Here is a 15,496-nt window from a genome sequence, read left to right as displayed (position 1 = left end):
GAACAAAACCATGTCCACCACATCCACCGACCATGCGGTCATCCGGCTGCATCCGAACGACGACGTCGTGATTGCGACGCGTCAGCTGCTCTCCGGCGCGCGCATCGCGTCGGAGGATCTCGTCGTCGCGGGGCTGATTCCGCCGGGACACAAGATCGCGACCCGCGACATCGCCGCGGGCGCGCCCGTGAAGCGCTACAACCAGATCATCGGCGTGGCGCGCGAGGCGATTTCGCGCGGACAGCACGTGCACACGCACAATCTGTCGATGGCCGATTTCGCGCGCGAGCACGAGTTCGGCGTCGATCAGCATCCGACGCCGTTCGTCGACAAGCCCGCGACGTTCATGGGCATCCGCCGCGAGGACGGCCGCGTGGCGACGCGCAATTTCGTCGGCGTGCTGACGAGCGTGAACTGCTCGGCCACGGTTGCGCGCGCCATCGCCGATCACTTCCGGCGCGATGTGCATCCGGAAGCGCTCGCGGATTATCCGAACGTCGATGGCGTGATCGCGCTCACGCACGGACTCGGATGCGGCATCGACATGCAGGGCGAAGGCCTCGGCATTCTGCGCCGCACGCTTGCGGGTTACGCGATCCATCCGAACTTTCATTCCGTGCTATTCGTCGGATTGGGATGCGAGACGAACCAGATTTCGGGCGTGCTCGAATCGAGTGGCCTGAAGGACGGCGCCAAGCTGCGCAGTTTCACGATCCAGGATAGCGGCGGCACGCGAAAGACGATCGAGCGCGGTATCGCGATGATCGAGGAAATGCTCGTCGATGCGAATCGCGTGCAGCGCGAGCCGGTTCCGGCAGCGCATTTGGTCGTCGGATTACAGTGCGGTGGATCGGATGGTTATTCAGGCATTTCGGCGAACCCTGCATTGGGCGCCGCGGTCGATAAGCTCGTCGCGCACGGCGGCACGGCGATTCTCTCCGAGACGCCCGAAGTTTACGGCGCGGAGCATCTGCTGACGCGCCGCGCGGTGAGCCGCGAAGTCGGCGAAAAGCTGCTCGCGCGCATCAAGTGGTGGGAAGAGTACTGCGCGCGCAACGGCGCGGCGATGGACAACAATCCGTCGGCCGGCAACAAGGTCGGCGGTCTCACGACGATCCTCGAAAAGTCGCTCGGCGCTGTCGCGAAGGGCGGAACGACGAACCTCGTCGAAGTGTATGAGTACGCGCAGCGTATCGATGCGAAGGGCTTCGTCTTCATGGATTCGCCCGGATACGATCCGATGTCCGCGACCGGGCAGGTTGCGTCGGGCGCGAATCTGATCTGCTTCACGACGGGTCGCGGTTCCGCTTATGGATGCGCGCCCTCGCCTTCGCTCAAGCTCGCGACGAACACGGCGTTGTGGGAGCGGCAGGAAGAGGACATGGATATCAATTGCGGCGGCGTGATCGACGGTTCGGCGACCATCGAGCAACTCGGCGAACAGATCTTCCAGATGATGCTCGACTGCGCGTCAGGCGTGGCGTCGAAGAGCGAACTGCACGGATATGGGCAGAGTGAATTCGTGCCCTGGCAAGTGGGCGTGGTGACCTGAGGTTGCCGCAGTTTTAGTTACGAAGAGCGCAGCGGATCGACCGATGCGCTCTTTTTTTATACCGCGGCCGCGTGCTGCGCCATCATCTGCAACGCGACGGCTTCCGCGACTTCGATGCCATCGATCGCGGCCGAATAAATGCCGCCGGCGTAGCCTGCGCCCTCGCCCGCCGGGTACAGACCGTCGACATTCACGCTCTGATAATCGTCCTTGCGACGCACGCGAATCGGCGAAGACGTACGCGTCTCGACGCCGGTCAAAACGGCGTCGTGCATCGCGAACCCTTTGATCTTTTTGTCGAGTTCGGGCAAGGCTTCGCGGATTGCTTCGATCACGTAATCGGGCAGCGCGGTGCTCAGGTCGGTGGGCTTCACGCCCGGCTTGTACGATGGATTGACCGAACCAAGCGAAGTCGACGCGCGCCCCGCGATGAAGTCGCCGACGAGTTGCCCCGGCGCGGAATAGTCGCCGCCGCCCAGTTCGAACGCCCGCTCTTCCCACTTACGTTGAAAAGCGATGCCGGCAAGCGGGCCACCCGGAAAGTCATCCGGCGTAATGCCCACGACGATGCCCGCATTCGCGTTGCGCTCATTGCGTGAATACTGACTCATGCCGTTCGTCACGACGCGCCCGGGCTCCGACGCTGCCGCGACGACCGTGCCGCCCGGGCACATGCAGAAGCTGTACACCGCGCGGCCGTTGCTGCAATGGTGGACCACTTTGTAGTCGGCCGCGCCCAGCTTTTCGTGACCGGCGAATTTGCCGAAGCGACTTCTATCGATCACGCCTTGCGGATGTTCGATTCGAAAGCCCAGCGAGAACGGCTTGGCTTCCATGTACACGCCGCGGTCGTGCAGCATTTCGAAGGTGTCGCGCGCGCTGTGCCCCACGGCGAGCACGACATGATCGCAGCGCAGCGTTTCGCCGGTCGAAAGCTTGAGGCCGCGCACCTTTCCGTTATCGATGTCGATGTCCTCGACCCGCTGCTGGAATCGCACTTCACCGCCGAGCTGGTGGATCTGTGCGCGCATCTTCTCAACCATGCTCACGAGCCGGAACGTGCCGATGTGCGGGCGGCTCAAGTACAGGATGTCTTCCGGCGCGCCGGCTTTGACGAATTCATCGAGTACTTTGCGACCGTAGTGCTTGGGATCCTTGATCTGGCTGTAGAGCTTGCCATCGGAAAACGTGCCGGCGCCGCCTTCTCCGAACTGCACGTTCGACTCGGGGTTGAGCTCGTTGCGTCGCCAGAGTCCCCACGTGTCTTTCGTGCGCTCGCGCACGGCCTTGCCGCGCTCGAGGATGATCGGGCGGAAGCCCATCTGCGCGAGGATCAAGCCTGCAAACAGCCCGCAAGGCCCCATACCGATGACGACCGGACGCGGCAACGTCGAATGCGCCGGCGCTTTCGCCACGAAGCGATACGCCATGTCGGGCGTAACGCTGCAATGCGGATGGGGATACGCGTCGAGACGCTTCGACACCGATGCTTCGTCTTGCAGTTCGACATCGATGATGTAGGTGAGCTTGATGTCGGAGCGCTTGCGGGCGTCGTGCGCACGGCGAAATACGTGGAAGCGGATGAGCTCGTTCGCCGTTACGCCGATCTCGTCGAGACGTGCGAGCACCGCTGATTCGATAGCCGATTCGGGATGATCGAGCGGGAGCTTGATTTCGCTTAGACGTAGCATGGGGACATCGACGGCGCTGGCCGTGCCTTTCGAAAATACGTAGAGGGATTTTAGCGCTTGGGGGTGCGACTTTTGCCCCTTCTCCGTTGCGCGTTGCCCAACGCAAAAACCCCACCTTTATGGGGTGGGGTTTTTGTTTGCGGCATGAGGAGCCTGACGATTACCTACTTTCACACGGGTGATCCGCACTATCATCGGCGTGGAGTCGTTTCACGGTCCTGTTCGGGATGGGAAGGGGTGGTACCGACTCGCTATGGTCATCAGGCATGACTTGTTGTTGTATCGCCTGTGGGGCGCTACAACCAATCTGGGAAGAAGTAGTATCGAATTCGGGTGGTGACTGTGCACACACGCTTTGCTCAGCCAGTGGTGCCCCCTACGGGGGCGGGATGCTCGTAAGTGCTGAAGCACTGACGATCATCGCGAAACACACTGGTTATAGGATCAAGCCTTACGGGCAATTAGTATCAGTTAGCTCAATGCATTACTGCACTTACACACCTGACCTATCAACGTCCTGGTCTGGAACGACCCTTCAAGGGGCTCGAAGCCCCGGGGATATCTCATCTTAAGGCGAGTTTCCCGCTTAGATGCTTTCAGCGGTTATCTCTTCCGAACATAGCTACCCGGCGATGCCACTGGCGTGACAACCGGTACACCAGAGGTTCGTCCACTCCGGTCCTCTCGTACTAGGAGCAGCCCCCTTCAAATATCCAACGCCCACGGCAGATAGGGACCAAACTGTCTCACGACGTTTTAAACCCAGCTCACGTACCTCTTTAAATGGCGAACAGCCATACCCTTGGGACCGGCTACAGCCCCAGGATGAGATGAGCCGACATCGAGGTGCCAAACACCGCCGTCGATATGAACTCTTGGGCGGTATCAGCCTGTTATCCCCAGAGTACCTTTTATCCGTTGAGCGATGGCCCTTCCATACAGAACCACCGGATCACTATGACCTGCTTTCGCACCTGCTCGACTTGTCGGTCTCGCAGTTAAGCACGCTTATGCCATTGCACTATCAGCACGATTTCCGACCGTACCTAGCGTACCTTCGTACTCCTCCGTTACACTTTGGGAGGAGACCGCCCCAGTCAAACTGCCTACCATGCACTGTCCCCGATCCAGATAATGGACCAAGGTTAGAACCTCAAACAAACCAGGGTGGTATTTCAAGGACGGCTCCACCGAAACTAGCGTTCCGGTTTCATAGCCTCCCACCTATCCTACACAGATCGGTTCAAAGTCCAATGCAAAGCTACAGTAAAGGTTCATGGGGTCTTTCCGTCTAGCCGCGGGGAGATTGCATCATCACAAACACTTCAACTTCGCTGAGTCTCGGGAGGAGACAGTGTGGCCATCGTTACGCCATTCGTGCAGGTCGGAACTTACCCGACAAGGAATTTCGCTACCTTAGGACCGTTATAGTTACGGCCGCCGTTTACCGGGACTTCAATCAAGAGCTTGCACCCCATCATTTAATCTTCCGGCACCGGGCAGGCGTCACACCCTATACGTCCACTTTCGTGTTTGCAGAGTGCTGTGTTTTTATTAAACAGTCGCAGCCACCAGTTTATTGCAACCTCTTCACCCTTCTGGCGCAGGCCAGTCAAGCTACAGAGGCGTACCTTATCCCGAAGTTACGGTACCAATTTGCCGAGTTCCTTCTCCCGAGTTCTCTCAAGCGCCTTAGAATACTCATCTCGCCCACCTGTGTCGGTTTGCGGTACGGTCACTATTAGACTGAAGCTTAGAGGCTTTTCTTGGAACCACTTCCAATTGCTTCGCTTCCGAAGAAGCTCGCGCCACACCCTTGAATTATGTGCCCGGATTTGCCTAAGCACCTTCTCCAATGCAGCGACCGGGACGTCCAACACCCGGACAACCTTCCGCGATCCGTCCCCCCATCGCATCTAACAATGGTGCAGGAATATTGACCTGCTTCCCATCAGCTACGCATTTCTGCCTCGCCTTAGGGGCCGACTCACCCTACGCCGATGAACGTTGCGTAGGAAACCTTGGGCTTACGGCGAGGGGGCTTTTCACCCCCTTTATCGCTACTCATGTCAGCATTCGCACTTCCGATACCTCCAGCACGCTTTTCAACGCACCTTCGCAGGCTTACGGAACGCTCTCCTACCACACACGTGTCTTTCAACGTGTATCCGCAGCTTCGGTGACTGGCTTGAGCCCCGTTACATCTTCCGCGCAGGACGACTCGATCAGTGAGCTATTACGCTTTCTTTAAAGGGTGGCTGCTTCTAAGCCAACCTCCTGACTGTTTTAGCCTTCCCACTTCGTTTCCCACTTAGCCAATCTTTGGGACCTTAGCTGGCGGTCTGGGTTGTTTCCCTCTTGACACCGGACGTTAGCACCCGATGTCTGTCTCCCGTGATTGCACTCTTCGGTATTCGGAGTTTGCTATGGCGTAGTAATCCGCAATGGACCCCACAACCATGACAGTGCTCTACCCCCGAAGGTGATACACGAGGCACTACCTAAATAGTTTTCGGAGAGAACCAGCTATTTCCAAGTTTGTTTAGCCTTTCACCCCTATCCACAGCTCATCCCCTAACTTTTCAACGTTAGTGGGTTCGGTCCTCCAGTACGTGTTACCGCACCTTCAACCTGGCCATGGATAGATCACTTGGTTTCGGGTCTACGCCCAGCAACTGATCGCCCTATTCGGACTCGCTTTCGCTACGCCTGCCTTAATCAGTTAAGCTCGCTACTGAACGTAAGTCGCTGACCCATTATACAAAAGGTACGCCGTCACCCCTTACGAGGCTCCGACTGTTTGTATGCATGCGGTTTCAGGATCTATTTCACTCCCCTCCCGGGGTTCTTTTCGCCTTTCCCTCACGGTACTGGTTCACTATCGGTCGATCACGAGTATTTAGCCTTGGAGGATGGTCCCCCCATCTTCAGACAGGATTTCACGTGTCCCGCCCTACTTCTCGTACCCCTAGTTCTTCCAAGCTGTTTTCGTCTACAGGGCTATCACCTGCTATGGCCGCACTTTCCAGAGCGTTCGACTAACAATTCAGATAAAGAGTACAGGCTGATCCCATTTCGCTCGCCACTACTTTGGGAATCTCGGTTGATTTCTGTTCCTGCGGTTACTTAGATGTTTCAGTTCACCGCGTTCGCTTCACGTAACCTATGGATTCAGTTACGGATGACCCATACGGGCCGGGTTTCCCCATTCGGATATCGGTGGATCAAAGCTCGTTTGCCAGCTCCCCACCGCTTTTCGCAGGCTACCGCGTCCTTCATCGCCTGTGATCGCCAAGGCATCCACCACATGCACTTGTTCGCTTGACCCTATAACGAGTGTGTCTCGCAACACCCTCGTCATAGGCTGAGTATTCGCGTTGTGCCGTATTCCAAAGCAATCTTTCGATCACCTTTTCATACTTGATACAATCACTACCCTGATGCCCCTACTCACACCCATCTCTAAGTGCTTTCAGCGCATCTCTTTACTACTTCTTCCAGATTGTTAAAGAACGTTTAGCCGATCGGGTCACTTCACTACCCAACAGCATCAACTGGCTATAGTCGCCAATGCACAACGTTGAATCACCATTCAGCGCTGTGCATTGAGGACTTGGTGGAGGATGACGGGATCGAACCGACGACCCCCTGCTTGCAAAGCAGGTGCTCTCCCAGCTGAGCTAATCCCCCTACGTGGCCTGACCATGAGCTGTTGCCCCATCAGCACGCTTTTCGGGTGGTGGGTCTGGTTGGATTCGAACCAACGACCCCCGCCTTATCAAGACGGTGCTCTAACCGACTGAGCTACAGACCCTTAGCCTGTCTTAAACAACAGCCGATAAGCGTGAGCGCTTAATGTTGTGTGCGAAGCTCGAGAAAGGAGGTGATCCAGCCGCACCTTCCGATACGGCTACCTTGTTACGACTTCACCCCAGTCATGAATCCCACCGTGGTAAGCGCCCTCCTTGCGGTTAGGCTACCTACTTCTGGTGAAACCCACTCCCATGGTGTGACGGGCGGTGTGTACAAGACCCGGGAACGTATTCACCGCGGCATGCTGATCCGCGATTACTAGCGATTCCAGCTTCACGCAGTCGAGTTGCAGACTGCGATCCGGACTACGATCGGTTTTCTGGGATTGGCTCCACCTCGCGGCTTGGCAACCCTCTGTTCCGACCATTGTATGACGTGTGAAGCCCTACCCATAAGGGCCATGAGGACTTGACGTCATCCCCACCTTCCTCCGGTTTGTCACCGGCAGTCTCCTTAGAGTGCTCTTGCGTAGCAACTAAGGACAAGGGTTGCGCTCGTTGCGGGACTTAACCCAACATCTCACGACACGAGCTGACGACAGCCATGCAGCACCTGTGCGCCGGTTCTCTTTCGAGCACGTCCACCTCTCAGCAGACTTCCGACCATGTCAAGGGTAGGTAAGGTTTTTCGCGTTGCATCGAATTAATCCACATCATCCACCGCTTGTGCGGGTCCCCGTCAATTCCTTTGAGTTTTAATCTTGCGACCGTACTCCCCAGGCGGTCAACTTCACGCGTTAGCTACGTTACTAAGGAAATGAATCCCCAACAACTAGTTGACATCGTTTAGGGCGTGGACTACCAGGGTATCTAATCCTGTTTGCTCCCCACGCTTTCGTGCATGAGCGTCAGTGTTGGCCCAGGAGGCTGCCTTCGCCATCGGTATTCCTCCACATCTCTACGCATTTCACTGCTACACGTGGAATTCTACCTCCCTCTGCCACACTCAAAGCCTGCCAGTCACCAATGCAGTTCCCAGGTTAAGCCCGGGGATTTCACATCGGTCTTAACAGACCGCCTGCGCACGCTTTACGCCCAGTAATTCCGATTAACGCTCGCACCCTACGTATTACCGCGGCTGCTGGCACGTAGTTAGCCGGTGCTTATTCTTCCGGTACCGTCATCCCCCTCAGGTATTAACCAAGAGGTTTTCTTTCCGGACAAAAGTGCTTTACAACCCGAAGGCCTTCTTCACACACGCGGCATTGCTGGATCAGGGTTGCCCCCATTGTCCAAAATTCCCCACTGCTGCCTCCCGTAGGAGTCTGGGCCGTGTCTCAGTCCCAGTGTGGCTGGTCGTCCTCTCAGACCAGCTACAGATCGTCGCCTTGGTAGGCCTTTACCCCACCAACTAGCTAATCTGCCATCGGCCGCCCCTATAGCGCGAGGTCCCGAAGGAGCCCCCGCTTTCTTCCGTAGATCGTATGCGGTATTAATCCGGCTTTCGCCGGGCTATCCCCCACTACAGGACACGTTCCGATGTATTACTCACCCGTTCGCCACTCGCCACCAGGGTTGCCCCCGTGCTGCCGTTCGACTTGCATGTGTAAGGCATGCCGCCAGCGTTCAATCTGAGCCAGGATCAAACTCTTCAGTTCAAACCTGTTACTGTTTTTCGGTTCCGTTAGAAACCGGTCGCTCACTCAACGTTCTGACGATGATTGTTCATCTTAAAGATGAAAAACCTTCCTCTGATACTTCGTGTGAGACTCTTGATACTTTTGCTTGTTGTCTCAGCCTAAAAAGACTGAAACCGCACTCGCTATCAAGCGCCCACACTTATCGGCTGTTAGTTTTTAAAGAGCACATCGCAAGACATTCACTACATCAACTTCCGTCTTGCGTCGCTGCATCAGCAGCAGAGAAACGAGATTATGAACAACGTTTCGGTTCGTGTCAACAAGATTCGAAGCATTTTCTTATTGACTCAACCTACTGATCCTGCCGACTCAAAGCAAACGGGTCGTGCGGACATCGCACGACCCGTCGACGTAAGTCTTGGTGCCGGCTGCAGGACTCGAACCCGCCACCTGATGATTACAAATCAACTGCTCTACCAGATGAGCTAAGCCGGCGAAGAGCGAGATTCTACTTCATTTGACGACTTTGAGGTGAGACCTCGCAGGTGATTTCGAAGCGTCGTCGTCATCCGTGGCTGCCTGCGACTCATCCTTCGGCGTGGACTCCGCACGCTCAGCAGCGGGCTCCTCGATCTGCCGCGTCTCACGCTCAGGCGATCGCGCCCCGACGGGAGCACTCGCCAGTTCCGAACCGGAATGCGTCTGCTCGACCGGGAATGCCATCCCCTGGCCGTTTTCGCGCGCGTAGATGGCGAGCACGTTCGCGACCTGCACCTCGATCTTGTGCGACTTGCCGGAGAACCGCGCGCTGAACTCGATCCACTCGTTGCCCATCTGCAGCTGGCTCGTCGCCTCGAAACTGATGTTCAACACGATCTCGTCGTTGCGCACGAATTGACGCGGCACGCGCGTGGCGGCATCGACCCGCACGGCGATATGGGGCGTGAAACCGTTGTCCGTGCACCACTCGTACAGCGCGCGCAACAAATACGGCTTGGTGGAAATCTCTTGCATCAACTTTCCTCTGCCGGAATGCGGCCGCGCGAAACCGCGCTGCCGCGTCCCAACGCACTCAAACTATCGACGCATCACCTTTTCGGAAGGCGTCAGCGCTTCAATATAAGCCGGGCGGCTGAAAATCCGCTCGGCGTACTTCATCAACGGTGCAGCGTTCTTCGACAGTTCGATGCCGTAGTGATCCAGACGCCACAGCAGCGGAGCGATCGCGACGTCGAGCATCGAGAACTCTTCGCCCAGCATGTACTTGTTCTTCAGGAAGATCGGGGCGAGTTGCGTGAGGCGATCGCGGATCGCGCCGCGCGCTTTCTCGTGATTCTTCTCGGCGGCCTTGCCCTTCTCGTTCTCCAGCGTGCCGACGTGAACGAACAGTTCCTTCTCGAAGTTCAGCAGGAACAGGCGCGCGCGGGCGCGCTGCACCGGATCTGCCGGCATGAGTTGCGGGTGCGGGAAACGCTCGTCGATATATTCGTTGATGATATTCGACTCGTACAGGATCAGGTCGCGCTCGACGAGGATCGGCACCTGTCCGTACGGGTTCATCACCGCGATGTCTTCCGGCTTGTTGAACAGGTCAACGTCGCGAATCTCGAAGTCCATGCCCTTTTCGAACAACACCAGCCGGCAGCGCTGGGAGAAGGGGCAAGTAGTGCCGGAATACAGAACCATCATGTTTTTAAAGTTCCTTCAGTAAACTCGAAGGGCCGGCCGCGGCGTTTACTCGAGGAAAACGTCGTCGCGCCGACCCACGCCGTCGAAGGCGCGCTATTTGATATCTTTCCAGTATGCCGCGTTCAGGCGCCACGCGAGGAAACTCAGGAGCGCCAGGAACAGCAGAACCCAGACACCGAGCCGCTTGCGCGTCTGCTGCGCGGGTTCCGCCATCCACGACATGTACGAAACGAGATCGGCCACAGTTGAATCATAATCCACGGATGACATGGCACCAGGCGTAACCTGAGTGTAACCGACGAATCTTCTTACCTTTTCGCCGGTCTTTTCGTCCGTATCGGTCTCGAATTTCGCATCGCGAATGCCCTGAAGCGTCCAGAGCACATGCGGCATGCCGACGTTCTCATAGACGCGGTTGTTCCAGCCGGTCGGCCGCGTCGGATCGCGATAGAAACTCCGCAAGTACGTATAGAGCCAGTCGTTGCCGCGCGCCCGCGCCTCGACCGACAAATCCGGCGGCGACGCGCCGAACCACGCTTTCGCGTCTTCCGGACGCATCGCGATGGACATCGTGTTGCCGACCTTGTCCGTCGAAAAGAGCAGATTCTCCTGAATCTGCTTCTGACTGATGCCGAGATCGGTCAGCCGGTTGTACCGCATCAGGTTCGCGCTGTGGCAGTTCAGGCAGTAGTTTACAAAAACTTGGGCGCCATGCTGCAAAGACGCCAGATTGTCCGAACTGTCAGGTGCGCGATCGAGCACCGCTTCTTCCTGCGCAAACGCCGGCGCCGCACCGAACGCGAGCAGCGCCGCGCCGATCATCGCTATTGTAGAGAACCATTTTTTCATCGTATTTGTCTCCGGACGTGCGCTCAGTGAGGTTTGTAGTGCACTCGCTCAGGCGGCGTCTTGAATCTGCCGCGCGGCGTCCAGAAAGGCATCCCGAGGAAGAACGCGAAGTAGATCAACGCGCAGATCTGCGCGATCAGCGTCGCGGCTGGCGATGGCGGTCGTGTGCCGAGGAAACCGAGCATCAGGAACGCGAAGATGAAGATCGCGTAAAAGACCTTATGGAAGAGCGGCCGATAGCGGATCGATTTCACCGGACTACGGTCGAGCCACGGAAGGAAGAACAATGACACGACCGCCGTGCCCATCACGACCACGCCCCAGAACTTCGATTCCGTCAGCGCCATGAAAATCAGCACGAGGGCCGCGAGCACCGGCAGGCCGAGCCGCCACTTGCCGCGCCCCTTCACCAGTGCGAGCACGCCGAGCAGCGCGATCACGATCATCAGCACGATCTTGAACGGATCGGTCGTCGCGCGAAGCATCGCGTAGAACGCGGTGAAATACCACACGGGCGCGATCTCCGGCGGCGTCTGCAGCGGGTTGGCCGGCACGAAGTTATTGGCTTCGAGGAAGTAGCCGCCCATTTCCGGCGCGAAGAAGATGATCGCGGCAAAGATCAGCAGGAACACGCACACGCCCATGAAGTCGTGCACCGAGTAGTACGGGTGAAACGGAATGCCGTCGAGCGGAATACCGTCCGGGCCCTTCTTCGCCTTGATCTCGATGCCGTCCGGATTGTTCGAGCCCACTTCATGCAGCGCGACCAGATGCGCGACCACGAGCCCGATCAGCACCAGCGGGATCGCGATCACGTGGAATGCGAAGAAGCGGTTCAGCGTGACATCCGACACGACGTAATCGCCGCGAATCCACAGCGACAGATCCGGGCCGATAAACGGAATCGCCGAGAACAGATTCACGATCACCTGCGCGCCCCAGAACGACATCTGCCCCCACGGAAGCAGATAACCGAAGAACGCTTCGGCCATGAGGCAGAGAAAGATTGCGCACCCGAAGATCCACACGAGTTCGCGCGGCTTGCGATACGACCCGTACATCAGCCCGCGGAACATATGCAGATACACGACGACGAAGAACATCGACGCGCCCGTCGAGTGCATGTAGCGAATGAGCCAGCCCCACGGCACCTCGCGCATGATGTACTCGACCGATGCGAACGCGAGCGTCGCGTCAGGCTTGTAGTTCATCGTCAGGAAAATGCCGGTGACGATCTGATTCACCAGCACCAGCAGCGCGAGCGAGCCGAAGAAGTACCAGAAGTTGAAGTTCTTCGGCGCGTAGTACTCGGATACGTGCTTCTTCCAGGTCGAGGTCATCGGAAACCGGCGGTCGATCCAGCCGGTCAAGCCCGTTGCCTCCACTTCCTTGTCTGCGGTCGCCATTTACGCCTCTCCCTTTTCGTCCTTGCCGATCACGAGTTGCGTCGCGGAAGTGAACATGAACGGCGGAATGTCCAGGTTCTGCGGCGCGGGCTTGTTCTTGAAGACGCGGCCGGCCATGTCATAGGTCGAACCGTGGCACGGGCAAAGGAAGCCGCCCGGCCAGTTATCGGGGAGATTGGGTTGCGCACCCTCCTGGAAGCGCGGCGTCGGCGTGCAGCCCAGATGGGTGCACACGGCGACCGCTACGAAAATGTTCTTGTGATCGGCGCGCGAGCGGAACTCGTTGTTGCAGTACTCCGGCAACGGCATCGAAAATTCCATCTTCGACTTCGGGTCGGCCACTTCGTTGTCGGCCTTCTTGACGTCGGCCAGCATTTCGTCGGTGCGGTTGACGATCCACACCGGCTTGCCGCGCCAGGCGACGGTCATCATTTCGCCTGGCTTGAGTCCGCTGATATCGACCTCGACAGGCGCGCCCGCCGCCTTGGCCTTCTCCGATGGAGCAAACGAACCTACAAAAGGAACTACGGTTGCCACAGCTCCGAAACCACCTGCTGCGGTCGTCGCAATCAGCCAGGAACGGCGGCCGCCGTCGACGCGTTTTTCATCCTTGTCTCGCATCACACGCCCCACTTCTGAGTTGGATTTATACCGTCACATCAGTTGTTCGCCGTTAGTGTGCGCGAATGGAGTTAGCATTTACAAGGGCTGACTAGCAAAAATCACTCGAAGTGATTGATGCTTCAGGGTTTTCCCCACGTTTTTCGCGCAATCTGGTGAAGCTTCATTCAGGCAGCTGCAAGGGCCAATAATGGTCACGCCGGCTTAACAACGTATTAAACCGGATTATCGATGTCGATAAAAAGATGTTCGATATCGAATTGCTCGGACAGATGCGCGCCGACGGCCTGCACGCCATAACGCTCCGTCGCGTGATGACCGGCCGCGATGTACGCCACGCCCGATTCCGCGGCGATGTGCATCGTCTGTTCCGAGACTTCACCGCTCAGATATACGTCCGCGCGTGCCGCGATCGCGTCTTCGAAGTACCCCTGCGCGCCGCCCGTGCACCACGCCACGCGACGCAACTCCTTGTCCGTATCGCCGAACACGAGGGGCTTCCTGCCGAGCGCGTTCTCGACCATCGCGCTGAAGTGCTCGAGCGAAAGCGGCATCGCGAGCGTCGCGACCCAGCCGAGATCCTGATCGGCGAAACGGCTGTCGGCGATCAGCCCGAGTCGCCCACCGATCTGTGCATTGTTGCCCAGCTCCGGGTGCGAATCGAGCGGAAGATGGTAGGCGAAGAGATTGATGTCGTTGGCGATCAGCGTGCGCAGCCGCCGGTGCTTGCGCCCCGTGATCTGCGGCGCCTCGTTGCGCCAGAAGTAGCCGTGATGCACGAGCACGGTGTCCGCGCCCCACTCCAGCGCGGCCTCGAGGAACGCCTGCGAGGCCGTTACGCCGGTCGCGATCTTCTGCACGCGGCGCGCGCCTTCAACCTGCAGACCGTTCGGGCAATAGTCCTTGAAGCGGCCGATTTCCAGCAGATTGTTCAGATACAATTCGAGTTCGATCCGATCCATGAAATCCTCTATCCCTTCAAATGCTTAGACGCTTCTGGCTATTTTTTGCCCAAGCGGTCACCGTGCTTTTGGCCCTGATGTTCATCATCGCGACCTTGAAACCGCAGTGGCTTCAACGTCAGGGTCAATTCGGCAAGCAGCTTGCCGAGCCGATCGTCGCGTTGCAGGAAGTGGCGCCGAGCATCGGCTCGCGCCCGGTTCAGTCGTCCTACTCGGAAGGCGCGCAAAAGGCGATGCCGGCCGTCGTGAACGTCTTCTCCAGCAAGGACGGCAATCTGCCGCCCGACCCGCGTGCGAAAGACCCGCTGTTCCGCTATTTTTTCGGTGACAAGAACAAACGCAAGAGCGACGAGCCGCCTGCATCGAATCTCGGCTCCGGCGTCATCGTCAGCTCGGAAGGTTACATTCTAACGAACCAGCATGTCGTCGACGGGGCGGATCAAATCGAAGTCGCGCTCGCCGATGGTCGCACGTCCAGCGCGAAAGTGATCGGCGTCGATCCGGAAACGGACCTCGCCGTGCTGAAGATCAACATGACCAATCTGCCGAGCATCACGCTCGGCCGCATGGATCAGACGCGCGTCGGCGATGTCGTGCTCGCGATCGGCAATCCGTTCGGCGTAGGCCAGACGGTCACAATGGGCATCGTCAGCGCGCTCGGGCGCAATCACCTCGGCATCAACACGTTCGAGAACTTCATCCAGACTGACGCGGCCATCAATCCCGGCAATTCGGGCGGTGCGCTGGTGGACGTGAACGGCAATCTGCTCGGCATCAACACGGCGATCTATTCGCGCAGCGGCGGCTCGCTCGGAATCGGCTTTGCGATTCCCGTGTCGACCGCGCGCAGCGTGCTCGAAAGCATCATCACGACGGGCACGGTCACGCGCGGCTGGATCGGCGTGGAGCCTCAGGATGTCACGCCGGAGATCGCCGAATCGTTCGGGCTGGATCAGAAATCCGGCGCGATCGTCGCGGGCGTGCTGCAAGGCGGCCCGGCTGACAAGGCGGGCATCAAGCCCGGCGATATCCTCGTTTCCATCAACGACGACACGATCACCGACACCACGCGCCTGCTCAACGTCGTCGCGCAGATCAAGCCGGGCACATCGGTGAAGGTTCACCTGATGCGCAAGAACAAGGAACTGGACGTCAACGTGATGATCGGCAAGCGTCCCGCGCAACCACGCACGCCGCAGATGCCGGATGAAGATCAAGGCGATCAGGGTGACCAGGGCGACGAATAAAACGACGCATTCTTGAAAGCAAAAAGGCAGCTTCGATCACTCGAAGCTGCCTTTTTTGTTTCCGCTACGCCGACTCCCGCTGCGACA

General features: G+C 58.0%; 9 protein-coding genes, 3 tRNA genes and 3 rRNA genes. 2 read left to right on the top strand and 13 right to left on the bottom strand.

Annotated features, from left to right (window positions below; all coding sequences use genetic code 11):
* Window positions 1–10 precede the first annotated feature (10 nt).
* Complete coding sequence (locus ACEN42_RS02360) at window positions 11–1,552, top strand: UxaA family hydrolase (RefSeq protein ID WP_187609489.1); 1,542 nt, start codon at window positions 11–13, stop codon at window positions 1,550–1,552.
* A 56-nt stretch (window positions 1,553–1,608) separates the two neighbouring features.
* Here the strand turns inward: ACEN42_RS02360 and ACEN42_RS02355 are convergent, their stop codons facing one another.
* From ACEN42_RS02355 to ACEN42_RS02295, 13 genes are all read right to left on the bottom strand, one after another.
* Window positions 1,609–3,243, bottom strand: a complete 1,635-nt coding sequence (locus ACEN42_RS02355; protein WP_371880537.1) for an NAD(P)/FAD-dependent oxidoreductase — start codon at window positions 3,241–3,243, stop codon at window positions 1,609–1,611.
* A gap of 151 nt (window positions 3,244–3,394) precedes the next feature.
* Window positions 3,395–3,508 (bottom strand): 5S ribosomal RNA (rrf, locus tag ACEN42_RS02350).
* Window positions 3,509–3,683: 175 nt separating this feature from the next.
* Window positions 3,684–6,570, bottom strand: a 23S ribosomal RNA gene (locus ACEN42_RS02345).
* 287 nt (window positions 6,571–6,857) lie between these two features.
* Window positions 6,858–6,933: transfer RNA gene (locus ACEN42_RS02340), tRNA-Ala, on the bottom strand.
* A 47-nt stretch (window positions 6,934–6,980) separates the two neighbouring features.
* Window positions 6,981–7,057 (bottom strand) — tRNA-Ile (locus ACEN42_RS02335).
* Window positions 7,058–7,119: 62 nt separating this feature from the next.
* Window positions 7,120–8,653 (bottom strand): 16S ribosomal RNA (locus ACEN42_RS02330).
* The 16S, 23S and 5S rRNA genes sit together here with 3 tRNA genes alongside, the layout of an rRNA operon.
* A gap of 401 nt (window positions 8,654–9,054) precedes the next feature.
* Window positions 9,055–9,130 (bottom strand) — tRNA-Thr (locus tag ACEN42_RS02325).
* Between the two features lie 18 nt (window positions 9,131–9,148).
* On the bottom strand, window positions 9,149–9,649 hold the full coding sequence (locus ACEN42_RS02320) for a ClpXP protease specificity-enhancing factor (RefSeq protein ID WP_371880536.1): 501 nt from the start codon (window positions 9,647–9,649) through the stop codon (window positions 9,149–9,151).
* Window positions 9,650–9,712: 63 nt separating this feature from the next.
* Window positions 9,713–10,324 carry a glutathione S-transferase N-terminal domain-containing protein gene (locus tag ACEN42_RS02315; RefSeq protein ID WP_014192402.1) on the bottom strand — a complete coding sequence of 204 codons (612 nt, stop codon included), beginning with the start codon at window positions 10,322–10,324 and terminating at the stop codon, window positions 9,713–9,715.
* Window positions 10,325–10,417: 93 nt separating this feature from the next.
* The gene (locus ACEN42_RS02310) at window positions 10,418–11,173 is read right to left on the bottom strand and encodes a cytochrome c1 (protein ID WP_238217169.1); all 756 of its coding nucleotides are present in this window, start codon (window positions 11,171–11,173) and stop codon (window positions 10,418–10,420) included.
* A 23-nt stretch (window positions 11,174–11,196) separates the two neighbouring features.
* The gene (locus ACEN42_RS02305; RefSeq protein ID WP_035506598.1) at window positions 11,197–12,579 is read right to left on the bottom strand and encodes a cytochrome bc complex cytochrome b subunit; all 1,383 of its coding nucleotides are present in this window, start codon (window positions 12,577–12,579) and stop codon (window positions 11,197–11,199) included.
* Window positions 12,580–13,200, bottom strand: a complete 621-nt coding sequence (petA, locus tag ACEN42_RS02300) for a ubiquinol-cytochrome c reductase iron-sulfur subunit (protein ID WP_035506601.1) — start codon at window positions 13,198–13,200, stop codon at window positions 12,580–12,582.
* Window positions 13,201–13,415: 215 nt separating this feature from the next.
* Entirely contained in the window at window positions 13,416–14,162 is a 747-nt protein-coding gene (locus tag ACEN42_RS02295; protein WP_371880535.1) for a Nif3-like dinuclear metal center hexameric protein, read from the bottom strand.
* 20 nt (window positions 14,163–14,182) lie between these two features.
* Between ACEN42_RS02295 and ACEN42_RS02290 the strand changes: the two genes are divergently transcribed.
* A complete protein-coding gene (locus ACEN42_RS02290; protein ID WP_371880534.1) occupies window positions 14,183–15,409 on the top strand; it encodes a S1C family serine protease in 1,227 nt (408 codons plus the stop codon).
* Window positions 15,410–15,496 lie beyond the last annotated feature (87 nt).

It is taken from the genome of Caballeronia sp. S22 (assembly GCF_964261745.1).
Lineage (GTDB): Bacteria > Pseudomonadota > Gammaproteobacteria > Burkholderiales > Burkholderiaceae > Caballeronia > Caballeronia jiangsuensis.
Note: the sequence above shows the minus strand (reverse complement) of the source record. Positions and strands in the feature narration are given on the sequence as shown.